The organism is Streptomyces sp. LHD-70, from assembly GCF_031157275.1.
In the GTDB taxonomy this organism is placed as follows: domain Bacteria; phylum Actinomycetota; class Actinomycetes; order Streptomycetales; family Streptomycetaceae; genus Streptomyces.
The window spans coordinates 1-26,404 of the sequence record NZ_JAVIFW010000015.1 but is presented as its reverse complement, the minus strand read 5'-3'; the positions used below and the strand labels follow the sequence as shown (position 1 = coordinate 26,404).

The following is a 26,404-nucleotide window of genomic DNA, read 5'->3' as shown; positions in this document are numbered from 1 at the left end:
ACCACCACGAGCACGATCCCGTGCTCGGCCTGCAGCATGCCAAAGACCTCGAGGAGTTCGGGTTCGCTGTCGGGCAGCCGACTGTCGAACGCCTTCTTCCCCCGGCGTGACGGCGGTGGCGTGGTGTTCGCCTAGGCATGGTCCTTTAGGGCCGGCTTCAGCGCCTGAGCCTGCTCCACCTCCGGCTCGGCCCGCTCGGCCCTCTCCTCCTCCGGGACGAAGGTCTCTTCACCGGAGAGCATCCTCTTGGCGCGCACAGTGTCCAGCGCGCCCTCCCAGCGCGAGACGGCGAAGACGGCGACACAGTTGCCGAGAAGGTTCGTGGCGACGCGCATCGCGTCCATGATCCGGTCGACCCCGAGCAGTAGGGCGACAGCGCCGGCCGGAATCACTCCGAGCGCGGCAGCGGTCGCGGAGAGGGCGAGGAACGCCGACCCGGGCACGCCCGCCATGCCCTTGCTGGTCAGCATCAGGACCAGTACGACCGTAATCTGCTGCCCCAGGGACAGGTCGACACCGACAGCCTGCGCGATGAACAGCGTGCCGATGGAGAGGTAGATCGAGGCACCGTCGAGATTGAAGGAGTAACCCGTCGGCAGGACGAGACCCACCGCGTCGTCACGGCAGCCGGCAGCGCGCAGCTTCTGCATCATGCGTGGCATCACGGTCTCGCTGGAGGCGGTGCCGAGCGCGAGCAGCATCTCCTCGCGGGTGTAGCGGACGAACTTCCACAGGCTGAGCCCGGTGACGAGCTTCAGCGCGACGGCCAGCAGGCAGAGGAAGGTCAGGGCGACGCCGTAGCAAACCGCGATGAGCTTTCCGTAGGTGGCCATCGCGCCGAGGCCGTACTCGCCGACGAGGTGGGCCGTCGCGCCGAACACGGCGAGCGGGGCGAGCTTCATGATGAAGCCGACGATCGCGAAGACGATCTCCTGCGCCTGCTCGATGGCGGGCAGGATCGCGGGCACCTTGGTGTTGCCGAGGTGCAGCAGCGCGGCACCCACCAGGCAGGACAGCACCAGGACCTGGAGGAGCGAATTCTCGGCGAACGCCCCGATGGCGCTGTCCGGCAGCGAATGCAGGATGAACTCACTGGTCGAGGGCAGCTCTCCGCCGCCCGTCTTGGCGTCGACGGCGGAGGCGTCGAGCGAGTTCGGGTCGACGTTCATCCCGACGCCGGGCCCGAACACGTTGCCCGCGAACAGGCCGACGACCAGCGCGATGGTCGTCGCGACCTCGAACCAGATCAGCGCTTTGAGGCCGATCCGGCCGAACGCCTTGAGGTCACCCGCCTTGGTGATACCGGCGACGACGACACAGAAGACGAGCGGGGCGATCATCGCCTTGATGAGTCGGATGAAGCCGTCACCGAGCGGCTGGACGGCTGTGGCGAAATCCGGCCACGACCGTCCGACGACGACTCCGAGGACAAGGGCGATGGCAACTTGCGCGAACAGAGACTGGCGCAGTACACGACCTGCGCGGCTTGCGAAGGATGGGGCGGCGTGCGGCACGGGCACTCCTAGAACGGTGACTTCTGCCATACGGAAAACTAATTCCGCGATGCGTCACTCTTGCGGAACGCAACCCTTGATGGAAGAGCCGAGGGGGCCTCCCTGGAAAAATTGGAGATTGCCACAAATTGCTCGAGCGGGTCGCCGCGGATTAGTGGCATTTCGGCAGATCTGTCGGATATCCGCTGCCCGCCTGCGTCGTCGCGAGCTTCGTGGCCGCTGATGCGGCGCATCGCCCGAAGTTAGCCTTCGGGTGATCCGACGAGGGAGCATTTTCGACTAAATAGGACATTCATCACATGGCTGGCCCTAGGGTGGGGGCTTGTCTGCGAGCCGGATGAGTGAACGCGGCAGGGCCTGCACGCCAGGAACGGCAGGACCCGTATGCCAGAAACCGGATTAGGTTCTGTCCGGCGGATCACGAGCGGAGCCAGAGTCTGATCGCGGTGACGGTGCCGTGGAAGATATCGGCCCGCTTGTCGTATCTCGTGGCCACGACCCGGAAGTTCTTGAGCCTGTTGATCGTCCGCTCGACTGCGTTCCTGCCCTTGTAGATCGTCTTGTCGAAGCCAGTGGGCGGACCGTCCTTGCTGCCACGGCGTTGGCGGTTGGCCCACTGGTCTTTGGGTTCGGGGATGGTGTGCTTTATCTGGCGTCTGCGCAGGCAGCGGCGGTTTCGGCGGGATGAGGAACGCGTGCGGACGGCGGTCTCCCTCACCTGCCAGGTGAATCTTGCAGGTCAGTCCGCCCCGGGAGCGTCCGAGTCCCTCGTCGGGGCGGTGCTGCCGCGGCGTGGTTCTTTTCCCGGCACCCGCGGTGGTTTCTTGCGTGCTCCGGCGGCGTGCTGGTGAGCGCGACATGAGGTCGAGTCCACGCTCACCATCGACCAGTCGATGCGGCCGTCCGCGCTGGCGTCGGCCTGGACAGCCCGCAGGATCCTCTCCCATTTGCCGCGTGCCGGGCCTCCCATGACACCGGCCGGCCGGGAATCCCACTCATCGGGAAACCGCGATGGCCGCTGCCCCTCCTCGCCACCCATACTCGTCTTCCGCCGACCGACAGCGTGGAAGCGGTGATCCGATGAACAGCCTCCTTGCCCGGCGGCGACTGGCGGAGACCTACGCGCTCGTCCTGGGCAGCCGGGACCCGTCGCTCCTGGCGGACGTCTTCACCCCCGGCGGGCGACTCGCCGTGCAAGGGGCGGACGGCACCGTGAGGTGGAAGCGGACAGGCCCGCAGGAACTCGCGTAGACGCTCGACGAGCTTTCCGTCTTCGACCACACCTTCCACCTGGTGGGCATCCACCTCGCCGAGGTGGATGGAGACACCGCGACCGGCATCAATTACTGCCTCGCCCACCACCACACCGCCGGGGCCGACGGCGGCGGCACCGACGTAGTGGTTCTGGTCCGCTACGAGGACACCTAACACGCACACCGCGGACGTCTGGCGCATCGTCACCCGCGCCGTGCACCTGCTCTGGTACGAACGCCGCGCCTTCCCGGCCATCAACGCAGGACCCACACCGGCAACCCACCACATCCGAAGGACGAAATGGCGAAAACACAGAACAGATGGGACCAGGGGTGCGACGTGCTGGTGGTCGGCTCCGGTGGAGGCGCGCTCACCGGTGCGTACGGCGCGGCGGCCCGCGGGCTGGACACCCTGGTCATCGAGAAGACGGGGTGCTTCGGCGGTACCACCGCATACGCCGGCGCCGCCTTGTGGCTGCCCGGCAACCAGGCCCAGGCCCGTGACGGCCTGGAGGACTCCGCCGACCTCGGGCTCGTGTATTTCCGCGCGGTGGTCGGCGACGCCATCCCGCACGAGTTGCAGGACGCCTACATCGGCCACGCCGGAGAGACGGTCGCCTTCCTCGAGGACAATCCCCACCTCCGCTTTGAGTACCGGCCCTTCCCCGACTACTACGCCGCCGCTGGCCGGTTCGAAGCCGGCCGCGCCGTCTTCCCCGTGGAGCTGTCCGCGCCCGACGGCCCGCATGACCTGCTCGACGCGGTACGCCCCCCGGTGTGGGCCGAACGGCTCGGCCTGCCCGCGCCCGACGGCCCGCTCACCGACGGCCGAGCCCTGATCGGCCGGCTGCTCCTCGCGCTGGAGTCCACCGGCAACGCCCGCACCCTGCGGAACACCGCCCTCACCCGGCTCGTCACCGAGGACGGTGCGGTCATCGGTGCCGAGGTAAAGCAGGACGGCCGCACCCTGCGGATCCGCGCCCGCCGCGGCGTCCTCCTCGCGGCCGGCGGCTTCGAGGCCAACGCCGCACTGCGCCGCGACTGGCAGGACCTGCCCGGCGCGGATTGGACGATGGGCGCACCCGGAGGCAACACCGGAGACGCAATCACCGCCGCCACCGCTGCCGGAGCCGCCACCGACCTGCTCGACCAGGCCTGGTGGTGCCCCTCAGTGCGCTTCCCCGATGGAACCGCCGCCTTCACCCTGGGCCTGCACGGCGGCATCTTCGTCGACGGCACCGGCCGCCGGTTCGCCAACGAGTCGCTGCCTTACGACCGGATGGGCCGCCGGATGCTCGCGGCCAAGGCCGGAATCACCCCCGACAACCCGGTCTGGTGGATCTTCGACGGCCGGTTCGGCGACGAACTGCCCGGGATCACCGTGGTCCCCGCCGACCGCAAGGCCTTCACCGAGGCCGGGCTGTGGCGCACCGCCGACACCCTGGACGGCCTGGCCGAGCGGATCGGCGTCGACGCCGGGGCGCTGCGGACCACCGTGCGGACCTTCAACGGCTACGCGGCCGACGGCGTGGACGCCGAATTCCACCGTGGCGAGGACCCCTACGACCGCTTCTTCGCCCAAGGCGAGGGCGCCAACCCCTGCCTGGTGCCGATCGAGGCCGGTCCGATCCACGCCGTACAGATCGTCCTCGGCGACCTGGGGACCAAGGGCGGCGTGAGAACCGACACCCGTGCCCGGGTGCTACGTGAGGACGGCACCCCGATCCCCAACCTGTACGCGGCCGGCAACACCACTGCCTCGGTGTCCGGCCCCCACTACCCGGGCCCCGGCGTGCCGATCGGCTCCGCCATGGTCTTCGGGCACATCGCCGCCGCCGATATGGCGGGAGAGGAGCAGAAGTGAACATTCTGGAGCGTTTCCGGGTGACCGACCAAGTGGCGGTCGTCACCGGTGCCGGGCGCGGCATCGGGGCGGCCACCGCGATCGCACTGGCCGAAGCCGGAGCTGATGTCGTCATATCAGCCCGGACGGAGGAGCAACTCCGCAAGGTCGCCGCGCGGATCGAGGACGCCGGCCGGCGTGCGCTGGTCGTTCCGGCCGATCTGAGCGACCACACGGCCGCGGCCGGGCTCGCGCAGGCCGCCGCCGAGGAGTTCGGCCGGCTGGACATCGTGGTGAACAACGTCGGGGGCATGCCGCCGAAGGCGTTCTTGGACACCACGGTCGAGGACATAGCTCAGGCATACGCCTTCGACGTCGGGACCGCGCACACGCTCACCCGCGCGGCCGTGCCCCTGATGAAGACAGGCACGGTGGTCAACATCACCTCCGCGATGGGCCGGCTGGCAGGCCGGGGGTATATCGCCTACGCCACTGCCAAGGCCGGGCTTTCGCATTACACCCGGCTGGCGGCGACGGATCTCGCGCCGCGCATACGGGTCAACGCGATCGCCTGCGGCGCGGTGGCCACCTCAGCCCTGGACGGCGTCCTGACCGACGAGGCCTTGCGCACTCGCCTGGAGCAGGCCACACCGCTGCGCCGGATCGGCGAGCCCTGGGAGATCGCCGCGGCGGTTCTCTACCTGGCCTCGCCGGCGGGCGCCTATCTGACGGGCAAGGTGCTCGAGGTGGACGGCGGTGCCGAAACACCCGTGCTCGATCTCGGCATCCCTGATCTGTGAGGAGAGGTTGATGGAATTCGCTGTGGTGCTCCCCGTCGCGCTCGGCGTCACTGCCGAACCCGACGAGGTGGTCCGGTTCGCCCGGCACGCCGAGGAGCTTGGCTTCGAGTCCCTGAGCGCGGTCGAGCACGCCGTGGTCAACAGGGATACGGAGAGCCACTACCGGTATGCCCCCGACGGCAAGCTGCAGCTGCCCGACGACTGCCCGTACCCCGATCCGCTGGAGCTGCTTGCCTTCCTGGCGGGCGCGACCGACCGCATCGGCCTGTCCACCGGCGTCCTGGTGCTGCCCAACCACAACCCCGTGGTGCTCGCCAAGCGGCTGGCCACCCTGGACCGGCTCAGCCGGGGTCGGCTGCGGATCTGCCTGGGCCTGGGCTGGATGGGCGAGGAGATCGAGGCGTGCGGCGGGGACTTCCGCCGGCGCGGGCGGATCGCCGATGAGGCGATCGACCTGGTGCGCGAGCTGTGGCGCGGCCGGGACGAACAAGGCGTCACATTCGACGGGGAGTTCTTCACTCTCCGCGGCGCACACAGTTACCCCAAGCCGCACCGGGCCTCCGGGGTTCCGCTGCACATCGGCGGGCACTCGGCCGCCGCGGCCCGCCGTGCGGGTAGGCGCGGTGACGGGTTCCAGCCGCTGGGCCTGGCCGGCGAGGAGCTTCAGGCCGTGGTCTCCCTGATGCGCGAGGAGGCGCGGGCAGCCGGGCGCGACGTGGAGAAGGTGAAGTTGACCCTAGGGGCGGTCCTGCCGAGCGCCGCCGACAAGGTCGAGTGGGCGGAGGGGCTGGGCGCAGACCGGCTGTTGCTCTCCGGCTCCCGGCACGCCACCACCGTCGAGGCGCTGCTGGAGGAGATGTCCGAGGCCGCGAAGAAGCTGGAGTTGAAGCCGTGACGTCCTTCCCGTTCGAGGGGTTGCCCGTACCGCTGGAGCCGCCCGCCCCCTCCGCACTGCCGCGCTGCGCCGACCGGCCGCTGTTCGCGGGCCGTACGGCCGTCGTCACCGGCGGGGGCGCCGGCATCGGGGCGGGCATCATCCGGGCTCTTGCCTTCCACGGGGCGCAGGTGGTGCTGGCCGACATCGACGCCGAGGCGGCCCGTCGAACGGCCGAGCAGACCGCCGAGGAGAGCGGAGTCAAGCCGGTCGTCGTGATCGGCGACATCCGTGACCCGGGCACGGTCACCGAGCTCACCGAGGCAGCGGGGCAGGCGGACTTCCTGGTGAACAACGTGGGGGACTACCGGCCCTCCGGGCCCTTCCTCACCAGCGGCGAAGCCGACTGGCAGCGGATGTACGAGCTGAACCTGCTGCACATCCTGCGGGTGACCCGGGCGTTCCTGCCGCGGATGGTGGAACGGGGAGGAGGCGGCATCGTCAACCTCACCTCGGTCGAGGGGATGCGCGGCATTCCGGGCAGCGCCGTCTACGGCGCCTTGAAGGCCGCCGTCATCAACTTCACCGCCTCGCTGGCGGCGGAGGTCGGGCAGTACGGCGTCCGGGTCAACGCCATCGCCCCCGACCTGACCGACACCCCGCAGACTCCGATGTGGGCCGGCACGCCGGCGAAGTACGCCGACCAGGTCGGGCGATGGGTGCCGACCGGGCGGTTCGGCCACCCGTCCGACCACGGTGACGCGGTGGTGTTTCTGCTGTCGGAGCAGTCCGGGTTCATCACCGGGACGACCCTGCGGGTGGATGGCGGGACCCTCGCGGCGCCGGGCTGGTTCCGGCGTGACGAGCAGCGCTTCACCAACCTGCCCCGCCCGCTCCGCTGACCTGCCGCGCCAGTGCTGACCGTGTGGGCGGACCGCGTTCTGCGGCCCGCCCACGCCTGTGAGCGGTTCAGCGCCGCGCTGCGGCCGGCCCTGCGGCCGAAGAAGCTGCCGCGCTCGAGCGACGCGCCGTTTGCGTACCACCAGGCGGCGATGCCCGCCGTGGCCTGGCCAAGCAAATGGTTGGTCGGTCGAACATGTCCGGCTCCCACCACTGCGGCCGCCGCCCTCTCATTCACCGTTCGCCGAAAGGTCTGCCGATGAGCAGTCAATCCACTGATGTGGCACGACAGAACGAAGGCTGGTCGCTGCGTCTCGTCCTCTCCCTCGTCTCGATGGTCGGAGTCCTGGAGCTCCTCGCCGTCAACTATCAGATGATCTCGACGGCCCTGCCGCAGATCAGCGCTCACTTCCGGACCACCCAGGGAGCATGGCTGCTCACCGCCTTCCTCCTCGCCGGGGCGGTGCTCAGCCCGCTGCTCGGCAAGCTCGCCGACATGCACGGCAAGCGTCGGATGCTGCTCATTGCGGTCGCCGGCGCTGCCCTCGGCGCGCTGCTCTCCGCGCTGGCACCCAATTACGGCGTGCTTATCGCCGGCCGGGCACTGCAGGGACTGCTGATCCCGTGCATGTTCCTGACGTACTCGCTGATGCGTGACGTCTATCCGCCGCGCACCCTCGCCATGTCGGTCTCCATCGTGACCAGCGGCATGGGCCTGATCGCCATCCCGTCGCCGTGGCTCACCGGGTGGCTGATGGGCAGTTGGGGGTTCCGCGGCATCTTCTGGTTCTTCGTAATCTGCCTGGCCGTGCTGCTGGTGCTCATCGTCGTGACAACCGAGGAGAGTTCGGTCCGGGCCCGCTCGCGGCTCGACTTCCTCGGCGCGCTGCTGCTCGGCTCCGGTCTCGCCGGCGTCATGGTCGGCGTCAGCTTCGGCCCGGCCTGGGGATGGGGTACGGGGCGGACGCTCGGTTGCCTCGCAGGTGGCGCGGTCCTGCTCGCCGCGTGGGGCAGGCAGGCCCTCGCCAGCCGCGAACCACTGGTCGACCTGCGGTTCTTCAAGCGTCGCCCGGTGATCCTGACCGCGATGACGGCCGGTCTGTCGTACGGGAACACCGCCGTCTTCACCGCGCTGCTGCCGATGGTGTGCATGACGCCGACTGCCCTGGGGCTGGGGTACGGCTTCGGCGTCGACGCCAAGGGGTTCGCGCTGTTCCAGGCCCCGGTGGGGATCGGGGCGGTGGTCGGCGGGCTCGTCGTGGGCCTGCTGGTCCGCCGTATCCGGCCCGCGCTGCTGATGGTCGCGGGCCAACTGCTGCTGACGGCCGGCGCCGTGCTGACCGCCGTGTCGCATGACGCCAAGGCCCCGCTCATCACCTGGGCACTCATCCAGGGCCTGGGCCTGGGCGTGTCCTACGCCGCCGTCCCGAACCTGATCATCGGCGCGGTCCCCCGTGAGCTGCAGGCATCCATGTCGAGCATGGTCCAGGTGTTCCAGGGCGTGCTCCCCGCCATCCTTCCGGTCGTCGCGTTCGCTGTCCTCAACTCGCACATCGCGACCGTGGCGCAGGGCTTCGTCTTCTACACCGACGGCGGCATCCGGTCCGGCTTCCTGGTGGCCGCCGGCGCCTCCCTCGCGGGCCTGTTGGTGGCGCTCGTCGCCCTGTCGCCGGTGCGGCGTACTGAGCAGCGGAAGGACGACCTGGTGGCGGAGGCGGTGGTCTGATGCGGCGGACAGAAGAAGAAGGAGGAGGGGACGCTGTGGCCGACGTCGTACTGATCACGGGCGCGGGTCGGGGAATCGGCCGAGAGATCGCGGTCCGCCTGGGCGCGGCCGGATATCGCCTCGGCCTGACGGCCAGGACCGGCGCGGAGCTGTCCGTCACGGAGCGTCTGGTCACCGAGGCCGGCGGCCGGGCGGTCGCCGTGCCCGCCGACGTGACCCGGCCGGATGGCGCGGAGCGGATCTGCACCGCGGTGGAGGAGGCCTTCGGGCCGGTCCATGCACTGGTCAACTGCGCGGGTTTCTACGGCCAGTACGAGCGGTTCGTCGACTGTGACCCCGAGGTGTGGTGGCGGGTACTGGAGACGAACCTGCACGGGCCGGCCCTGCTGCTGCACCGTCTGCTCCCCACCATGATCAAGGCCGGCCGGGGCCGGGTGGTCAACCTCGGCACCCGGATGGCCTTCGATGCAGACCCGGGCATGCCGTTCAGCGCCTACGGGGTCTCCAAGGCCGCTCTGCTCCGGCTGAGCGGCATCCTGGCCGGGGAGTTGGCGGGCACCGGCGTGTCGGTGTTCGATCTCAGCCCCGGCATGGTGCGGACGGCGATGAGCGCGCAGATCCCCGGGGTCGAGGAGTTGCCGGACGAGATCTGGTCCCTGCCGTCGGCAGCGGCCGAGAAGGTCGAGGCGCTGTTGTCCGGCTGTTACGACGAGCTGCACGGGCACTTCGTCCACGTAATGGACGACCTCGACGACCTGTGTACCCGGCTCCGTGACCGCCCGGGCAGCAGGAGGCTGACGCTCAACCCCACCGGCCCCGACGATCCACTCAGCGCATAACACAGCCACGCAGGCGCGTCCCTCGTCCGCCACCGACCGTCCCAGAGGGCCGGGGAGGTGCGCCGGGGTGGCATGAGCGCGACGTGACGCCCCATGGGTGGTGCCCCTCCGGGAAGGGCACCACCCACGACTTTGCGCCCGGACTCCGGCACCTCCGGCTCGGGCGACCCGTGAACGCGGCCGCCCCCTGGTGCACCGGAGCCGCCGCTCCTTCCCACTCACCGGGAAGAGCCCATTTCGCTTCGGAACAGCAAGTCGTACGGTCCTGCCACCTTCGCACGACGACCGGAGAGGGGATGCTCCATGGCCACATCGACGCGAGCAGGCTGCAGCTGAGCCGCAACATCGGCGAGATGTACGCCTTCGCCCAGCGCGGCGAGGAGATCCCGATAAAGCGGCGCACCCACACCCGTCGGACCAGGTAATCGCCCCGGAGTGCGCGGGCGCGGCGATCGACTTGCTGAGGGAGAACGCCGGCGGCAACGCCACGCGTACCTGCCCCAGCCCGGTCCAGCGCGCCTGGCCCGACGCCCACACCGGCCGCGGCCACGCTGCCAACTACCCGGAGCCGGTGCTGGTCATGTTCGGGCTGTGCGCGCTCGGCATCGACATCCAAGACACCATGGCCTGAAAGGTGCCGCACATGACAGCGCTCACCTACGAGTCGAGCTCCCGCACCGCCAAGGCGGCGGGACTCACCCTCCACTACCACGAGGCGGGCCCCGAGACGGAGACATCAGCGGCTGGCGCCGCGGGCCCGGTCGTGATCATGCTGCACGGTGGCGGCCCGGGTGCCTCCGCCTGGAGCAACTTCGGCCGCAACCTCCCTGTCTTTGCGCAACTCTTCCGCACCCTGCTGGTCGACCAGCCCTGCTACGGCCGCTCGGATAGGCCTGAGCTCGACAAGGACTACTTCAGCTACAGCGCGGATGCTGTCGCCGCGCTGATGGACGAACTGGACATCGCCCAGGCTCACTTCATCGGCAACTCGCTTGGCGGCGGCACCGCCGTCCGGATGGCCCTGAACCACCCGGACAAGGTCGCCAAGCTCCTTCTGATGGGCCCCGGCGGGGTCTCCGTCAACCTCTTCGCCCCGGACCCGACCGAGGGCATCAAGCGGCTGCTCGAGTTCAACGCCGCGCCGGAGGCGACCAAAGAGCAGCTGCGCGCCTTCCTCAGCGTCATGGCGTACGACCAGTCGATCGTCACCGACGAACTGGTCGAGGAACGCTGGGCCTCGGCCACCGACCCCGACAACAAGGTGGGCAGCGCCCGGATGGCGGCCTCCTTCGCCAACCCGGCCTGGGCCGAGGACTGGATGCTCTGGCGCGAAGCCCACCGCATCACCCATCCGGTGCTGCTCACCTGGGGCCGCGAGGACCGCGTCAACCCGCTCGACGGCGCGCTGGTGGCACTCAAGACCATCCCGGACGCCCGCCTGCACGTCTTCCCGCACTGCGGCCACTGGGCCCAGACCGAGCAGGCCGACGAGTTCAACCGCCTGGCCATCGACTTCTTCTCCCACTGACCGACCCGCTACTGCACCATGACGGAAAGGTGCTCAACCATGGACATCCGTGCTCTTGGCTACTTGCGCCTGGAGACCACCAAGCTCGCCGAGTGGCGCACCTACACCCTCGACATCCTCGGGATGGTCGAGGCGCAGGGCTCGGACGAGAGGCAGCTGAACGTCCGTATCGACGACCGCGCCCACCGCTTCCAGTTCGTCACCGGCGAGCAGGACCGCCTCCTGGCCGCGGGCTTCGAGGTCGCGAACGCCGCCGCACTCGCCAATACCGCCGCCGAACTGGAAGCGGCCGGAGTCGTCGTCAAGCAGGGCGACGCGGCCACCCTCGCCGAACGCCGCGTCCAGGGCCTGATCCACACCTCGGACCCTTGCGGCAACCCGCTGGAGTTCTTCTGGGGCCAGGCGCAGGACCACACCCCGCTCGGCACCCCGTACGGCAACCGCTTCGTCACCGGCGACCTCGGACTGGGCCACGTCGTGCTGCCGGCCCCGGACATCGAGGCCGCGCTGGACTTCTATGAGAACCTGCTCGGCTTCCAGCTGCGTGACTCGATGAAGCTGCCGCCGGTCGCCGTGCCCACCGGCGCCCCCGGCCAGGACTGCTACTGGATGCACTTCCTCAGCCCAAACCGCCGTCACCACAGCCTGGGCCTGTACCCGGGCGCGCTGCCGCCCGGCATCGTGCACTTCATGGTCGAGCTGGAGACCCTGGACGACGTCGGCTTCTGTCTGGACCGGATGAACAACGCGGGTATACCGATCGCCTCCACCTTGGGCCGGCACTCCAACGACCACATGGTGTCCTTCTACGCGCAGGCGCCGGGCGGTTTCCAGGTCGAGTACGGCTGGGACGGCCTGGTCGTCGACCCCGCCACCTGGGTCGCGAAGGAGATCACCTCGGACAGCTTCTGGGGCCACCAGTGGAACGGCTGACGGGTAGTGAGGTGGACGCAGCCGTCTTCCGGGACGTCCTCGGCCGCTTCGCCAGCGGCATCACGGTGGTCGCGGGACTCGACGGCGCCGAGCCGGTCGGGTTTGCCTGCCAGTCCTTCGCCTCACTCTCCATCGACCCCCCGCTGGTCATGCTGGCCGTCGGCAAGACGTCCACCAGCTGGCCGAGAATCGAACGGGCCGGCCGCTTCTGCGTCAGCATCCTCGCTGAGGACCAGCAGGAGGTATGTGCGGCACTTGGCGCCAGCGGCAGGCAGAAGTTCGCCGCCGTTCCCTGGCGGACCTCGGCGCACGGCACCGTGGTGATCGACGGAGCCCTGGCCACGGTGGACTGCCGCCTGGCGGCAGTCCACGAAGCCGGCGACCACCACATCGTCACCGGCGAGGTCGTCGACCTTGCCGCCCGGGAGAACGGGCGGCCGCTGCTGTACTTCCGCAGCCGTTACGCCGCCGGCGCCTTTTCGAACTGACTACAGCCTCGCATCGACCGCAAAGGAACCCACACCCCATGCCGATCGACGTCGAGAAGGTGACCTCCGCCCCCCCGGTGCGCGCCACAGCGGTCTGGGACGACCGCGAGGTGCGGCTGTACCACCTGGCGCTGGGCGCGGGCGTCCCCGAGACCGACCCAGCTGAACTGCGCTACGTCTACGAAGGGCACGAGCGAGGCCTGCAAGTGCTGCCCACCTTCGGTGTGGTGGCCGGCGGCAGCGGGGGAGTGGGCTTCCAGGTCTTCGACCTGCCGGGAGTGGACATCGACCTGGCTGCGGTGCTGCACGGCGGCCAGGAGATCACCGTGCACCGCCCGCTGCCCGCCGCTGCTCGGGCGACTACGGTCACCCGGGTGCCGGCGGTGTACGACAAGGGCAAGGCCGCCGTCATAGTGCAGGAGTCCACCCTCCTCGGCGAGGACGGCGAACCACTGATCACCCAACGCAATCAGATCTTCGTCCACGGTGAGGGCGGCTTCGGAGGGGACCGCGGCCCCTCCGAGCGTCTCCCCACACCGGACCGGGAGCCCGACCTGGTGCTCGAGATCCCGACGCTCCGTCAGCAGGCGCTGCTCTACCGGCTCACCGGGGACTGGAACCCGTTGCACGCCGATCCCGCCACCGCCCGCCGCGCAGGCTACGACCGCCCCATCCTGCACGGGCTGTGCTCCTTCGGGATGGCGGTCAAGGCCGTCACCGACCGCCTGCTGGACGGGGACGCCGCCCGCATCACGGAGTGCCGTACTCGCTTCGCGGGGGTGTTCTTCCCCGGTGAGCCCCTGCGGATCAGGGTCTGGTCCGATCCCGCCAGGCGCACCTACCGGCTGCGGGTCACCGCGGCGGACCGCGACGACGCGCCGGTCCTCACCGACGCCCGACTCACCGCCCGCTGAACCCCCGCTAAACCAGAGAGGACCGCACACCCGCATGAGAACCGAGTGGGACCACACCTACGACGTCGTGGTGGTCGGCTCCGGCGCCGCCGGGATGGCCGCGGCCATCACCGCCCGGCTGCGCGGACTGACTGTCCTCGTGGTGGAGAAGACCGACATCTACGGCGGCACGACCGCCCTGTCCGGCGGCGCCATCTGGGTGCCGAACAACTTCCACCTGGACGCCGCCGGACTCGGCGACACCCCCGAGAAGGCCCGCGCCTACCTGGACTCCACTGTCGGCGACCGGGTGCCCGCCGCCCGCAAGGACGCCTACATCGAGCACGGACCGCGGATGGTACGGGAGTTCCACGACCGCACGGCCGTGAAGTTTGTCTACACCCCGGGCTACTCCGACTACTACCCCGAGCGGATCGGCGGCTACCCGCAGGGCCGCTCCATCGAACCGCGGATCTTCGACTTCAAGAAGCTCCCGCCCGAGCAGCGCGCCACCCTGCGCCGGGCCGGGCTGCCCACCTACGGGCTCACCATCACCTCCAAGGACTTCCGCCGCCTGAACATGGTCGGGCGCACCTGGGCCGGCAGGCGGACCTCGGCCAGGGTCGGCGCCCGCGCGGTCAAGGCCCTGCTCTCCGGCCGGAAGCTGCTCTCCCTCGGCGAAGCGCTGATCGCCCGGATGCGGCACTCGCTGGACGCCCTCGGCGGCGAGCTGTGGCTGTCCGCTCCGCTGACAGATCTGGTGGAGGAGAACGGCCGGATCACCGGCATCCGGATCACCTGCGACGGCCGGGAGCTCGCGATCCGGGCGACCGGCGGCGTGGTCCTCGCCGCCGGCGGCTTCTCGCACCACCAGCAACTGCGGGAGAAGTATCTGCCGGCACCGACCTCTGCCGAGTGGAGCTCCGCCCCCGAGGGCCAGACCGGCGACGCGCTGGAGCAGGCCATGGCCGCGGGCGCCGCGGTCGACCTGATGGACCGGGTGTGGGGCGCACCGTCCGCGGTGCCGCCCGGGAGCAAGCCGCTCTTCCTCGTCGCCGACCGCGGCATCCCCGGCATGGTGATCGTCAACGCGGCGGGCGAGCGCTACGCCAACGAGGCCGCCCCGTACCACCAGTTCGTCGACGCGATGTATGCGGCCGACAGGCCCGAGGCGACCACCGTCCCTTCCTGGCTGATCCTCGATGCCCCCTCCAAGTCCCGCTACATCATCATGGGGCTGTTCCCGGGGCAGGCCTTCCCCAAGCCGTGGCTGGAGAACGGCTTCGTCAAGAAGGCTAGGACCGTCGAGGAGCTGGCCGGGCAGATCGGTGCTGCTCCGGAGCGGCTGCGGACAACCGTGGACCGCTTCAACGGCTTCGCCCGCGCCGGCCGCGACGAGGACTTCCACCGTGGCGACAGTGTCTACGACCGCTACTACGGCGACCCGACCTTGCCCAACCCCAATCTGGCGCCGCTGGAGAAGGGGCCGTTCTACGCCGTCCCGGTGCACCCGGGCGACATCGGCACCAAGGGCGGTCTGGTCACCGACGCCACGGGCCGGGTGCTGCGGGAGGACGGGATGGTGATCGAGGGCCTGTACGCCTCCGGCAACGTCTCCGCCGCGGTGATGGGCGAGACCTACCCGGGGCCCGGCGCGACCATCGGCCCGGCGATGACCTTCAGCTGGCTCGCGGTCAACCACATCGCACGCACGTGCCCCCCTGCCACGCAGTGACCGAGGAGAAGGAGAAGACACATGCAACGCTATGAGGGACGCCGGGTCCTGATCACCGGCGCAGGATCGGGCATCGGCCGGGCGACCGTTGTACGGCTCCTCCGGGAGGGTGCGGACGTCGTGGCCGCCGATGTCTCGGAGTCCGGACTGAAGGAAACGACCGCCCTGGCCACTGAGCACGCGGGCCGGCTGACGACCGTGGTCGTGGACATAGCGGACGAAGCATCCGTACGGGAGGCGGTCGGCGGCGCGATAGCCGACCTCGGCGGGCTGGACGTGCTGGTCAACGCGGCCGGCATCCTGCGCTCGGCGCACACGCACGACACCACGCTGGAGTTCTGGAACCAGATCATTGCGGTAAACCTCACCGGCACCTTCCTGGTGACCCGGGAGGCGCTGCCCGCGCTGCTGGTCACCGGCAAGGGCGTGGTCGTCAACTTCAGCTCCACCTCGGCGTCCTTCGCCCACCCCTACATGGCGGCGTACGCGGCGACCAAGGGTGGCATCCAGTCCTTTACGCACGCGATCGCCGCGGAGTACGCCAAGCAGGGGCTGCGGGCGGTGTGCGTGGCGCCGGGCAGCATCAACAGCGGGATGACCCGTGACCCGGGCTTGCCCGAGGACACCGACTGGAGCCTGTACGCCAAGCTGAGGCCAGCTCTGTTGGGGGAGGGCTTCGCCGACCCAGAGACGGGCTTCGTCGGCCCGGAGGCCGTGGCGGGCGTCATCGCGATGCTGGCCTCCGAGGACGGCGCGTTCATCACAGGCACCGAGATCCGTATTGACGGCGGCACCCACATGTGATCGTCGACAGGGTCCCGGTCCGGCGCCGAGCCGGACCGGGACCCGTTTCCGTTGGCACGGGTGGTAGAGGGTGATGCCGTCCACGTCGGTCGCGTGGAGCAGGCCGCGCTCGGCCAGCACGTCCAGGTGCGCCCGCGTTTCCAGCACGGAGCATCTGGTTGAACGGGTCCGACCCGGCGAACGGGCGGTGCCGGAGCGTCCAGCCGAGCCGGTCGGCCACCTTCCGGGAGTGTGCGCGTCCGCCGTCACGGCGGCGAGCATGGCGTCCAGCCGTGCGGGGCGGTGGTCGAGCAGCTCGTCCACCCGGGCGGGCACGCTGTCAGCGACCGGTCCGTGCGTGGGTAGTAGCCGCACGTTGGGCATCGTCCGCACCAGCAGCAGGGAGACCAGGCAGTCGCCGAGCGGCCGGGCTCGCCTCGAAGCAGATCGGCGCGGACGCTCGTCGGCGCCGAGGCCGATCGGTGTGCTGAACGTGCGCCGCAGCGCGACCGTCTGCGTGTGGTGATCGCTCGTCATGTGCGTGACGAGGAATTTGCGACACGTGCTCGAGCCCGTAGCCGATCGCGTCGAGCGCCGCCGGGCGGCGCGCGGGCGAGCTGCTCCTGGCTCTCGGCCAGCGCCCAGCCGGAGTCGATCAGCACGACGCGTTCGCCATCGGTGATGGCGTAGACGTTCACCGCACAGCCCGTCGTCGGGCATGGGCAGTGGGATGCGGTGGATGCCGGCAACACCTCGTACCGCCCGGCTCTGTCAACTGCGGTGTGCGTCGGTTCATGGCTCGCACAGGGTTTGAAGGTGGGTGGTGACAGGGGAGTCGGTGCTCCGGTCGACATCGAAGAGGCGCCGGGTGAATCGCGGAGGGCCGGATCGGGGAAGCCCGCGGTCGGTGCGAACTCGGCACCGTTGACATACACCGCGGCCTCCGAGAGCAGGTAGAGCACCCTCTCCGCAGCCTCCCCGGGGCCCGGCCCATCCCGCGCAGAAGTACGTGCGGCCATTCCCGCTGTCCGGCGTCCACACCAAGCTCGAAGGCGACCATGGAGGTGTCAACCGCGCTGGGGGTGGACTGAGTTGACCCGGATGCGGTGACGGGCCAGGTCCAGGGCCGCCGTCACGTCGTGGGCAACGAACAGCCCATGGTCGCCGAGGCTCTTGGCGACCGCCCGGCCCTCGGCATCGCGCACGTCGGTGAGCACCACAAGGGCGCCGTGCTGCGCGAACAGCCGCGCCCGGGCCGCTCCTTGGCCGCGGCCGGCTCCGCTGTGGCGACGGTCTTGCCGTCCAGTTGCGTCAGCAGATCAAGACGTGGTGCGGCGAGGTCCCGGGGCAACGTGGAACGGCTTCACCCATGTTCACCGAGCCCCGTCGCTCCCACTCAGCGGGATGACCGTATTCCTTTTCGGGGCGTCGAAACCTACGGTCCTACCACCTCCGCACGACGGTCCGAGGGGATGCTCCACGGCCGACGATTCTTGAAAGCATGTGTGCTCTGGAGCTGTGCGAGGGAGGCGGCAGAGGGGGAGCCGCCCCTCGAGTGCCTGTCCTGCACAGGCTGGCCACCCTGGCGTCCCCGCCGCTTGTCACGTAAGTCGCGCTCGATGCCCATCCGGCCGACCTCCGCTGGCTCGGGGACCGCTTCGCGGCTCCGGTGTTCCCCTGCGAGGCCCTCGAGGTCTACGGCTGGGAGCTGGCCGGTTCGAGGTGCACGCGGGCCGCGGCATGGTTATCGACGGAGGTGTCACGCAGTTCGCGTGAGCCCCCATCCGCCCCTGAGGAAGGTGAAGAAGAACGTGAAGACCCTGGTTGTCGGTGGCACCGGCATGATCGGTGGCCACACCGCACGCAAGCTCACCGATGTGGGCCATGACGTCACCGTCGCGGCCCGACGCCCCCCCAAGTCCGACTCACTGGTTGCCGACTATCCGGTGCTCATCGGCGACTATGCCGAGGACGAGATTCGCGAGAAGCAGCTCGAGCCGTTCGAAGCGGTCGTGTTCGTCGCCGGCAACGACATCCGCCACGTCGCCCCCGAGGACGCCGACCAGGAGTTCTGGGACAAGGTCCAGGGCGTGGGTGTTCCCCGCTTCGTCGAACGGGCCAAGCGGGCCGGCGTACGCCGTGTCGTGCAGGTCGGCAGCTACTACCACCAGGTGCGTCCCGAGCTTGCCGAGACGAACCCTTACGTGCGAGCCCGCAGGGACGCCGACGCGGCGTCCCGGGCCCTGGCGACCGACGAGTTCAACGTGTCGACGCTCAACCCGCCCTCGATCGTGGGCATGGTCCCCGGAGCCACCACCCGCTACTTCGCCAAGCAGCTGGCTTGGGCGCGCGGGGAGCTGGTGGGGAAGGTGCCCGACTTCGCCCCTGCAGGGGGCACCAACTACATGACGGTTCGCTCGCTGGCCGAGGCGATCGCCGGCGCCCTGGTCAACGCCCGCTCCGGCGCGGCATATCTGGTCGGCGACGAGAACCTGACGTTCACGGAGTACTTCCAGCTGGTCTTCGACGCGTCCGGCTCCGGACGCAAGCTCGAGGAGCGCGACGCTGAGCACCCGTTCATGCCGGACGCCTTCATCGTGCCGGGCCGGGGTGAGGTCGTTAGCTACGAGCCCGAGGCGTTGGAGGAGGAGTTCCTGGGATACCGGCGCAACGACGTGCGGCCGATGATCGAGGAGATGGTCGCCTCGCTCGCCGTTCCCGGCCAAGCCTAGCCAGGAAAACCGTTGAGGCCCCGCCACCAGCTGCCTCAGAGCGGCTCCTGACCGCCGACCAGGCGGCGCCTGCCGACGTCGAGCAGGGTTGCCCGCGCATCGAGCCTGTAGCGGTGTCTGCGGTGTCTGCGGTGTCTGCGGTGTCTGCGGTGTGGCGCAGGAAGCTGGAATTGACCCCGGTATGGCCGTGCGTGAGGGGCTCCACAGGTTCGGGACGTCTCGCTCCCGTGCTGCTCGCGCGCCCCCGCACCCGGTCGGCCCGTGACACCGCCCGATGGGAGTTTCCCGCCAACCCTGCCGCGGTCGCGTACGCCCGCCACCTCACGGTCTGTCAACTTGTGGACCAGGGCTTCCGACTTGGCCTTGCCATCGAGTTGGTGGTCAGCGAGCTGGTGACCAACGCCACCCGGTACGAGGGAGGCCCGATCGGACTGCGGCGGTACGGCCGGCAGGGCAAGACCATCTGGATCGAACAACCGTTGACGCACCTGTGACAGCTGCGCCGTACCGGCGCGTCACGTCGCTATCGCCGCGGCCTCTACGGGTTCGACTGTGCAGGCTCTCGAGCAGAAGCCTGCCAAGCGCTTGTCGGAATACCAAGGTGGGCGAGAGCCCCGAATGGAGAACAGGGACCAGCGATGCCAGCCATACGCACCATTCCCGCAGTACTCGCACACGCCGTTGAGTCCTTCCCTGAGCGCGAGGCCATGGTCGACGGCGGCGTCCGATGGACGTTCGCCGAACTGGGTGAGCAGATTCGCCGCAGCGCTGCGGCGATGATCGCATCGGGCGTGCAGCGCGGCGACCGGGTGGCGGTGTGGGCGCCGAACGGGCACCGCTTCATCACCGCGGCACTCGGCGCGGTGACCGCAGGTGCGGTGCTCGTGCCCATCAGCACGCGTTACAAGGGCGACGAGGCGCGGTGGATCCTGGGCAAGAGCGGTGCGCGGCTGCTCGTGGTCGACAACGGGTTCCTCGGCAATGACTACCTGGCGATGCTCCGCGAGGGCGAACCGGCGGGCAGCGGTCGGCCCGTCGCCGGGCTGCCGGACCTCCGTGAGGTGGTGCGCCTGGACGGCGGCGGAGAGCTTCCCTGGGAACGCTTCCTCGACCGGGCGGGCCGGGTACCGAGTACCGACGTGCTGGCCCGCGCCGCGACGGTCGTCGAAGAAGACCCTTCGGACATGTTCTTCACTTCCGGGACGACCGGTCGGCCCAAGGGAGCAACGACCACTCATGGCCAGAACCTACGGGTCTACGAAGCGTGGATCGCGCGCACGGGCCTGCGTCCCGGGGACCGGTACCTTGTGGTCAATCCCATGTTCCACGTTTTCGGTTACAAGGCCGGCGCGCTGGCCTGCCTGATGCAGGGCGCGACGCTCGTGTCCCAGCCGGTGTTTGACGTCACTGAGACGTTGCGGCTGATCAGCTCGGAACGATTGACGGTCGTGCCGGGCGCTCCGACGCTCTATGCGTCCCTGCTTGACCATCCCGACCGCGCCGGCCTCGACCTCGGCTCGCTCAGGCTGGCCATCACCGGCGCGTCCGTGGTGCCGGCGGCCCTCGTCGAGCGCATGCGCGCAGAGCTGTTTCCGCAGGTGATCGTCGCTTACGGGCTCACCGAGTCGTGCGGCACGGTGACTGTCGGCGATCCGGACGCAGCCCCGGAGACGGTCTCGCACACGGTCGGCAAGGCCATCGAGGGCACCGAGGTGATCGTCGCCGGTCGGGACGGCGAGCCGGTACCGGCGGGCGAGAGTGGTGAAGTGCTGGTCCGCGGCTACAACGTCATGCGCGGCTACTTCAACGATCGGGAGGCCACGGACAACGCGATCGACGCGAAGGGCTGGTTGCACACCGGCGATGTCGGGGTGCTCGACGCCGACGGAAACCTGCGCATCACCGACCGGCTCAAAGACGTGTTCATGGTCGGAGGGTTCAATGCCTACCCGGCGGAGATCGAGCAGACCCTCGCACGATACGAGAAGATTTCCGAAGCAGCGGTGATCGGCGTTCCCGACGAGCGGCTCGGCGAGGTGGGGCGGGCCTATGTGATCCCGCGTCCCGGTGCCACCGTGACCGAGGAGGAGATCATCGCGTTCTGCCGCACGCGGCTGGCGAACTTCAAGGTGCCTCGCTCGGTCCGTATCGTCGACACCCTGCCCCGCAATGCGTCCGGCAAGGTACTCAAGTTCGAACTCCGCGATGAGTCGGCGCAGTCCATCCGCTGAACCGGCCGCTGTGCAGCTTGACCAGCCTCTCTGCGGCGATCGTTCGGTGGAGCGATCGCCCGGCGGTGGTGCGCCGTGGTCCGATCCTGGCGCACCGGGGCTGCTTTTACGCCATGGGCCTTCGAGTTCCAGACCGGCGCATTGGGTCCACCTCCCGGAGAAGTACGGCAATCGGCGAGGCGTCTACAACCGGCTGCGGATGTGGGCCATCGGCGGCACCTGGGACCGGGTGTTCACGACGCTGAATGGCCCAGGCGGACGCCGAAGATGACCTGAATTGGGCTGTCTCGGTGGACTCCACCATCGTGCGGGCCCACCAGCACGCCGTCGAGACTCGCAAGAAAGGGCCCCAACCGGCGAGTCGGACGACCACGCCGTCGGACGGTCCCGCGGCTGGCTGACTACGAAGATCCACCTCGCCGCCGACACTCGCTGCCGTCCCCTGGCCTTCGTCCTCACCGCCGGACAGACCGGCCACGCATCGGGGCACGGTCACCCGCCCGACCGACCCACGACGATCAACGAAAACGTCGAAGGTTGAGTTCACGTGCACGTCTGCGAAATGCCGGCGACGGTGGCATGGGGGTCGACGGGAAGACGGCTGCGTCGGCGCGGTTCCGGCCGGAGGGCCGCGGAAGTTCCACGGTGCATGGGCGCGGTGTTGCCGTGACGAAGGTGTCTCCGGCTGACGAGCTCCAGCCGGAGACACGAGGGGCATGGCTCGTCCCGAGGTGCGGCCTCCATTCGGCGGCCCCGGTGACGCTTCGGCCGATCGACTCAGATCATCATGCGCAATGCTTCGGGCACGTCTTGGCCCATCGCTGTCATCGCGGCCGCGTGGTAGACGGTTCCCTCGACGTGGATCGCGTGACTTAGGCCGGCGTGCGCGTCGCGCCAGAAGCGCTGTATCGGCTGGTCGAGCCGTAGCGCGTTCCCGCCCGACCGAGTGAAGATCTCGTCGACTGCGGCCACCGCTCGCCAGGCGGCCCGCACCTGATCACGTCGGCCCGCAGCCCGTCGCTCGAACGACACGGTGCTGCCGCCGTCGACGATGTCAAAGATGCGGCTGACGTTGTCCAGCAGCTGTGCCCGTGCCCCCGCGATCTCGGCAGCCGCCTCACCGATCGCGCGCATGACGTAGGGATTCTCCTTTATGACTCCGCCGACGGCCGCCGTCCTGTCCCGCTGGTAGGCCACGTGTGCGTCGAGTGCTCCCTCGGCGATGCCGATGACGGCCGCGGTGATTCCCAGAGGGAAGATGGTCGACCAGGGCATGCGGAAGACCGTCTCGTCCCGCCCGGCCTCGGCCGCGGCTTGCCCCTCGATGACTTTGGCGGCGTCCAGTACGCGGTAGTCGGGCACGAAGGCCTCCCGTACGACAATGTCCTTGCTGCCAGTCCCGCGAAGACCGACGACGTTCCAGGAGTCCTCGACGATCTCGTAGTCGGAGCGGGGAAGGACGAGGTGCAGCATCCTCTGAGGGGCGACGGGCCGACCGTCGGCGTCGCCGAGCAGGCCGCCCAGGAAGATCCAGTCGCAGTGGTCGGTGCCTGACGAGAACTGCCAACGGCCGGAGAAGACATAGCCGCCGTCCACTGGACGAGCGACGCCGGTGGGTGCGTAGGGCGAGGCGATCCATGTGTCCTGGTTGCGTCCCCACACCTCCTCCTGCAGTTTCGGGTCGCAGAATGCCATCTCCCACGGGTGCACCCCCACGATGCCCGAAACCCATCCGCTGGCGCCGCAGTACCGGGCCACTGCCATCACGGCCTCGGCGAAATCCCGAGGATGGGATTCGTAGCCACCGTGCTCGGCGGGCTGCAACATCCGGATGACACCGGACTCCTTGAGTTTCTTGGCCGTGTCGTCGGGAAGCTTGCCGAGCCGCTCGGCCTCGTCGGCCTGGCTGCGAAGCTGCTCTGCCATGCCGGCGATCCGTTCGGCGATCTGCTTGGGCATCCGTGTGCTCCTAGAGGTTGAGATGGGCGTGAACATGTAGACAGCTGGGGGGAGGCAGTGTGATCGGGGACCTGGCGGGGGCGTTCACAGGGACTGGCGGAGGGACTGCAGCGGGATACGGTGATCGGCCGTAGACCGCGGGCCGCAGCCGACGCGACGTTTCCGGAGACGGGTCCGCCACCGAATGCGCCACGGTGCGACGGTGGTTGGCGACCGTCCACCTCCGTGATGCCGTCTTCCACCGCGATCTCCGCGAAGATTGGCCGTCTGCCCGCTCGTCGACGGATCGTTAGCAAGCGCGATGACGACCCGGCCGACGAACTCGGGAGTTTCGGCCTCGGCGATGGCCTTGACCCGGTCGAACAGCGTCGCGATCTCCTCGTCGCGGCGGTGGTCGCCATGCACCGCGATCGCGGTGCCACCCCGTGCGCCGATTTGCTCTGCCGCCTCCAACAGCGGACTCCCACTGCTCACCGGTGAGGTAGACGGTCCAGCGGTCCGCAGCCAGCGCCGTCGCGATACCCTTTCCGATACCTCGGCTGGTGCCGGCCACCACCGCAACCTTGCCGCTCATGCCCAACTCACCTGCTCCACCACGGTGTTCGGGAGCAGCGGACGCTGGATCCCCACTGGCTGGTGGTTCGACTTCGACACCTTCCCCCGCCCGTCCTCGACGACATATGCGTCGTACTCACCGGCTCCGAGCATCCCGGTGTTGTCGAGCCGGTTCACTCGCCTGATGAGCAAGGTCCAGGTGCCCGACGCCTCGGTGTCGCTCAGCGGGGTGGTGCAGGGGTGGAAGCCGTGGTGCATGTCCAGCACCGCACAGCGGCCCTCAACCTTCTTCAGCGGGGTCTCGGCGAACACCTCGATGATCCCGTCCGCGTCGTCGAACGTACCGAGCGGACCGTTCGAAGCACCCACCTTGATGAAGCAGTCCCGGAAGGCTGCAGGATCCTTCGTGCCGCATACGCCCCAGCACCGGTACATGGGGGCCTTGATGGACTCGATCTGTTCCAGGTCGGCCATCCGCTGCTCCAGTGAACGGTCCCGCACGATGCCCGTCATCTTGAATCTCCTTTCGAAGCGGATGCTTCCGGAGGCTAGCGACCACTGAGGCGGGCACGACAAGGCCCGATCCCGGTCAGCGGGAAAGCGATCGGCTTGGTCGACGAAGAGGGGCCCCTGGTACAACGCCGCAGGCTCGTACGCAGGCAGGGGCCGGGGCAGCGCCGCGTCGGCGGCCACGCTCGACGGGCTGCACGACCGTGGACGGGTGGTGCTAGACCTTGACGGGTGGGCGGGGGATAGCCGGGCATGTCCGGCGGCGAACATGTTCCCGCTGACCGGGAAGAGTCCTTCGGGCCCTGGCCGTGGATGACTAGATTCGCCGCAACAATCCCTGCACGCGTCTGTAACGAGCTGAGGGCGAACATGACAGAACTGACCTACGAATCCACGTTGCGTGAGCTCCAGACCGATCACGGAGTGCTGCGCTACCACGAGGCCGGCGACGGCCCGCCCTTGCTAATGCTGCACGGCTCGGGCCCGGGCGTGACCGGGTGGCGCAACTACCATGGAATTCTCCCGCTCTTCGCCCGGGAATTCCGCTGCTTGGTCCTCGAATTTCCCGGCTTCGGGGTCAGCCACCCGGCCGACCAGCATCCGATGGTGGCCGCGCCCGAAGCTGTTATGCGCTTCCTCGACGGACTCGGACTGCAGCAGGTCGACGTGATCGGCAACTCGATGGGCGGCATCATTGCCACCCAGATCGCCATCGGTCACCGGGACCGGGTGCGCAGGCTGGTGACTATCGGCGGCATCGGGCGGAACCTGTTCTACCCGGGCTTCGGCGGTGAGGGCATCAATCTTCTGGTGGAGTTCACCGAGAACCCCACCCGCGAGAAGCTCGTCCAGTGGCTGCATTCGATGGTGTACGACCCCGCGCTGATCACCGAGGAGCTGATCGAGGAGCGCTGGGCTCAGGCCACCGATCCGGACACGCTGGCCAGCGCCCGCAGAATGTACGGCAGAGGAGCGCTCGAGGCACGAGCCGCCGCGGTCGCGGCCTCGGACAATCCGCCGGACTGGGCGATGCTGCACAAGATCAAGGCCAGGACCCTCATGACCTGGGGCCGTGACGACCGGGTGAGCCCGCTCGACATGGCGATCTTGCCGATGCGGACCATTCCGGACGTAGAGCTGCACGTGTTCCCGAATTGCGGCCACTGGGCGATGATCGAGCAGAAGGCGGCCTGGGAGAGCGTCGTCCTGGCCTTCCTGATCCACAAGGACGAGACGTGACAGGTCGGGTCCCGCGGTAAGACGCCATCGTTCTCAGCACCGGTGGCCGCAGGTCAGGCAGCTGTACTGGTCCTGGCCCGTTCGAGTCGCCGGACCCGGCAGGGCACGAGCAGGTACGACGGGACTCCGAGCCGCCTGGTACGTCTAGGACTTCGACGTAAGTGGGACCTAGCCGAAGTCGACGGCCGCAAGGATCGGGGCGGCGACGGCCAGGGCGTACTGCACCTTGACGGTGGCGCTGCGCGCTGGGTGGGTCAGCATGTCGCTCGGCAGGATGAGCGCGAGCAGACCCAGGACGCCGGACACTCCCATCGCCCACGGGGCCATGCCCACCAGCGGTCCGGCGACCCCGTCGCCGCTGTAGGACTGGTTGAGGACGATGATGACGAACACCACGACGACGACCGGGAGTAGCAGCAGGCCTATGCCCGCGAAGACCCGCACGGCCTTGGTCGAGGGCGCGAACGGGTCGACCAGGACGGCCGCTTCGGTCAGCGCCGGTGCGGTGATCGGGGCGGGCTGCGGTTCGGGTGTGGTCATGTCAGCCACTGTGGCCCGCGCGGGCGGGGCCCGCACCGGGGCAGGCACTCAACGGTCGGGTGAGTACATGACCCGCCTCACCGCCCTCGACCACCTCCTGGGCGACGGCCGCCACCACCTCTCCCGACTGACCCACTCGGTGCACCGGCACGAAATTCTCGAACCCCTCGCCGGGGCAGCCTGAAGCCCCCGGCCAGACGCCGGGTCTACCGGGGGATTGTGGCGTCGCTGACAGCGATGGTCGGATCGCGGTGGTCGACGAACTCGCTGCCCGGCGACATCAGCGCGGCGACGAGGACATGCTTGGGCAAGAGGCTGTCTACGAGGGCCAGTTCCGTGCCCGACTCGTCCTCGTTGAAGGTGACGTCTTGGCACCAGGCGTCGCGGGCCCACGAAGATCGGGGAGACGCCCCCTAGATGATTGAGTCCGATGTCTGGGCTGGTCGCGACCATGGCGAAGGGCGCCCGTTGGCCTGAGTGTGACTTCCGACCTGGACGCCCTTCTGGCGGCACTGTACGTGTTCATCGA

The 26,404-nt window shown here is 69.2% G+C and carries 26 protein-coding genes and 2 pseudogenes; 21 read left to right on the top strand and 7 right to left on the bottom strand.

Annotated features, from left to right (window positions below):
- Positions 1 to 131: 131 nt before the first annotated feature.
- A complete protein-coding gene (locus RCO28_RS26715) occupies positions 132 to 1,514 on the bottom strand; it encodes a cation:dicarboxylate symporter family transporter (protein ID WP_308943972.1) in 1,383 nt (460 codons plus the stop codon).
- A gap of 418 nt (positions 1,515 to 1,932) precedes the next feature.
- A pseudogene (locus RCO28_RS39430) lies at positions 1,933 to 2,472 on the bottom strand (IS5/IS1182 family transposase); the annotation flags it as partial.
- Positions 2,473 to 2,594: 122 nt separating this feature from the next.
- Here RCO28_RS39430 and RCO28_RS26705 point away from each other — a divergent pair.
- The 16 genes and pseudogenes from RCO28_RS26705 (at position 2,595) to RCO28_RS26630 (ending at position 16,130) form a co-directional block, all read left to right on the top strand.
- Positions 2,595 to 2,765 (top strand): hypothetical protein, encoded by a 171-nt coding sequence (locus RCO28_RS26705; protein WP_308943823.1) that lies wholly within the window; start codon positions 2,595 to 2,597, stop codon positions 2,763 to 2,765.
- A gap of 30 nt (positions 2,766 to 2,795) precedes the next feature.
- Positions 2,796 to 2,942, top strand: a pseudogene (locus RCO28_RS26700) (nuclear transport factor 2 family protein); the annotation flags it as partial.
- A gap of 126 nt (positions 2,943 to 3,068) precedes the next feature.
- Positions 3,069 to 4,631: an FAD-dependent oxidoreductase gene (locus RCO28_RS26695; protein ID WP_308943822.1), complete on the top strand. Its 1,563-nt coding sequence runs from the start codon at positions 3,069 to 3,071 to the stop codon at positions 4,629 to 4,631.
- Positions 4,628 to 5,410: an SDR family oxidoreductase gene (locus tag RCO28_RS26690; protein ID WP_308943821.1), complete on the top strand. Its 783-nt coding sequence runs from the start codon at positions 4,628 to 4,630 to the stop codon at positions 5,408 to 5,410. The genes RCO28_RS26695 and RCO28_RS26690 overlap by 4 nt, the downstream gene beginning before the upstream one ends.
- Positions 5,411 to 5,420: 10 nt before the next feature.
- Positions 5,421 to 6,305, top strand: a complete 885-nt coding sequence (locus RCO28_RS26685) for an LLM class F420-dependent oxidoreductase (RefSeq protein WP_308943820.1) — start codon at positions 5,421 to 5,423, stop codon at positions 6,303 to 6,305.
- On the top strand, positions 6,302 to 7,186 hold the full coding sequence (locus RCO28_RS26680; protein WP_308943819.1) for a glucose 1-dehydrogenase: 885 nt from the start codon (positions 6,302 to 6,304) through the stop codon (positions 7,184 to 7,186). The genes RCO28_RS26685 and RCO28_RS26680 overlap by 4 nt, the downstream gene beginning before the upstream one ends.
- Before the next feature lie 257 nt (positions 7,187 to 7,443).
- The gene (locus RCO28_RS26675; protein WP_308943818.1) at positions 7,444 to 8,910 is read left to right on the top strand and encodes an MFS transporter; all 1,467 of its coding nucleotides are present in this window, start codon (positions 7,444 to 7,446) and stop codon (positions 8,908 to 8,910) included.
- Positions 8,911 to 8,945: 35 nt separating this feature from the next.
- Entirely contained in the window at positions 8,946 to 9,749 is an 804-nt protein-coding gene (locus RCO28_RS26670; protein ID WP_308943817.1) for an SDR family oxidoreductase, read from the top strand.
- A gap of 296 nt (positions 9,750 to 10,045) precedes the next feature.
- Entirely contained in the window at positions 10,046 to 10,174 is a 129-nt protein-coding gene (locus RCO28_RS26665; protein ID WP_308943816.1) for a hypothetical protein, read from the top strand.
- A gap of 32 nt (positions 10,175 to 10,206) precedes the next feature.
- The gene (locus tag RCO28_RS26660; protein ID WP_308943815.1) at positions 10,207 to 10,380 is read left to right on the top strand and encodes a hypothetical protein; all 174 of its coding nucleotides are present in this window, start codon (positions 10,207 to 10,209) and stop codon (positions 10,378 to 10,380) included.
- A 12-nt stretch (positions 10,381 to 10,392) separates the two neighbouring features.
- A complete protein-coding gene (gene hsaD / locus RCO28_RS26655; RefSeq protein WP_308943814.1) occupies positions 10,393 to 11,277 on the top strand; it encodes a 4,5:9,10-diseco-3-hydroxy-5,9,17-trioxoandrosta-1(10),2-diene-4-oate hydrolase in 885 nt (294 codons plus the stop codon).
- 39 nt (positions 11,278 to 11,316) lie between these two features.
- Positions 11,317 to 12,210, top strand: coding sequence for a VOC family protein (locus tag RCO28_RS26650; RefSeq protein WP_308943813.1), 894 nt, complete (start codon positions 11,317 to 11,319; stop codon positions 12,208 to 12,210).
- 11 nt (positions 12,211 to 12,221) lie between these two features.
- A complete protein-coding gene (locus tag RCO28_RS26645) occupies positions 12,222 to 12,698 on the top strand; it encodes a flavin reductase family protein (protein WP_308943812.1) in 477 nt (158 codons plus the stop codon).
- 38 nt (positions 12,699 to 12,736) lie between these two features.
- A complete protein-coding gene (locus RCO28_RS26640) occupies positions 12,737 to 13,612 on the top strand; it encodes a MaoC/PaaZ C-terminal domain-containing protein (RefSeq protein WP_308943811.1) in 876 nt (291 codons plus the stop codon).
- A gap of 34 nt (positions 13,613 to 13,646) precedes the next feature.
- Positions 13,647 to 15,326, top strand: coding sequence for an FAD-dependent oxidoreductase (locus RCO28_RS26635; RefSeq protein WP_308943810.1), 1,680 nt, complete (start codon positions 13,647 to 13,649; stop codon positions 15,324 to 15,326).
- A gap of 21 nt (positions 15,327 to 15,347) precedes the next feature.
- Complete coding sequence (locus RCO28_RS26630; RefSeq protein WP_308943809.1) at positions 15,348 to 16,130, top strand: SDR family NAD(P)-dependent oxidoreductase; 783 nt, start codon at positions 15,348 to 15,350, stop codon at positions 16,128 to 16,130.
- A gap of 1,046 nt (positions 16,131 to 17,176) precedes the next feature.
- Here the strand turns inward: RCO28_RS26630 and RCO28_RS26625 are convergent.
- Positions 17,177 to 17,329 (bottom strand): hypothetical protein, encoded by a 153-nt coding sequence (locus RCO28_RS26625; protein WP_308943808.1) that lies wholly within the window; start codon positions 17,327 to 17,329, stop codon positions 17,177 to 17,179.
- 591 nt (positions 17,330 to 17,920) lie between these two features.
- On the opposite strand from RCO28_RS26625, the gene RCO28_RS26620 reads away from it, so the two are divergent.
- From RCO28_RS26620 to RCO28_RS26610, 3 genes are all read left to right on the top strand, one after another.
- Positions 17,921 to 18,841, top strand: coding sequence for an NAD(P)-dependent oxidoreductase (locus RCO28_RS26620; protein ID WP_308943807.1), 921 nt, complete (start codon positions 17,921 to 17,923; stop codon positions 18,839 to 18,841).
- Positions 18,842 to 19,068: 227 nt separating this feature from the next.
- A complete protein-coding gene (locus RCO28_RS26615; RefSeq protein WP_308943806.1) occupies positions 19,069 to 19,335 on the top strand; it encodes a hypothetical protein in 267 nt (88 codons plus the stop codon).
- Positions 19,336 to 19,479: 144 nt separating this feature from the next.
- Positions 19,480 to 21,072: a FadD3 family acyl-CoA ligase gene (locus tag RCO28_RS26610; protein ID WP_308943805.1), complete on the top strand. Its 1,593-nt coding sequence runs from the start codon at positions 19,480 to 19,482 to the stop codon at positions 21,070 to 21,072.
- 777 nt (positions 21,073 to 21,849) lie between these two features.
- Here the strand turns inward: RCO28_RS26610 and RCO28_RS26600 are convergent.
- From RCO28_RS26600 to RCO28_RS26590, 3 genes are all read right to left on the bottom strand, one after another.
- Positions 21,850 to 23,031, bottom strand: coding sequence for an acyl-CoA dehydrogenase family protein (locus RCO28_RS26600; protein ID WP_308943804.1), 1,182 nt, complete (start codon positions 23,029 to 23,031; stop codon positions 21,850 to 21,852).
- 84 nt (positions 23,032 to 23,115) lie between these two features.
- On the bottom strand, positions 23,116 to 23,484 hold the full coding sequence (locus RCO28_RS26595) for a hypothetical protein (protein ID WP_308943803.1): 369 nt from the start codon (positions 23,482 to 23,484) through the stop codon (positions 23,116 to 23,118).
- A 117-nt stretch (positions 23,485 to 23,601) separates the two neighbouring features.
- On the bottom strand, positions 23,602 to 24,099 hold the full coding sequence (locus RCO28_RS26590) for a nuclear transport factor 2 family protein (protein ID WP_308943802.1): 498 nt from the start codon (positions 24,097 to 24,099) through the stop codon (positions 23,602 to 23,604).
- 366 nt (positions 24,100 to 24,465) lie between these two features.
- Here RCO28_RS26590 and RCO28_RS26585 point away from each other — a divergent pair, with 366 nt between their 5' ends.
- Positions 24,466 to 25,335 carry an alpha/beta fold hydrolase gene (locus tag RCO28_RS26585; protein WP_308943801.1) on the top strand — a complete coding sequence of 290 codons (870 nt, stop codon included), beginning with the start codon at positions 24,466 to 24,468 and terminating at the stop codon, positions 25,333 to 25,335.
- A 168-nt stretch (positions 25,336 to 25,503) separates the two neighbouring features.
- Here the strand turns inward: RCO28_RS26585 and RCO28_RS26580 are convergent, their stop codons facing one another.
- A complete protein-coding gene (locus RCO28_RS26580) occupies positions 25,504 to 25,875 on the bottom strand; it encodes a hypothetical protein (protein ID WP_308943800.1) in 372 nt (123 codons plus the stop codon).
- Here RCO28_RS26580 and RCO28_RS26575 point away from each other — a divergent pair.
- A complete protein-coding gene (locus RCO28_RS26575; protein WP_308943799.1) occupies positions 25,874 to 26,059 on the top strand; it encodes a hypothetical protein in 186 nt (61 codons plus the stop codon). The two genes, RCO28_RS26580 and RCO28_RS26575, sit on opposite strands and share 2 nt — an antisense overlap.
- The last annotated feature ends 345 nt before the right edge of the window (positions 26,060 to 26,404 follow it).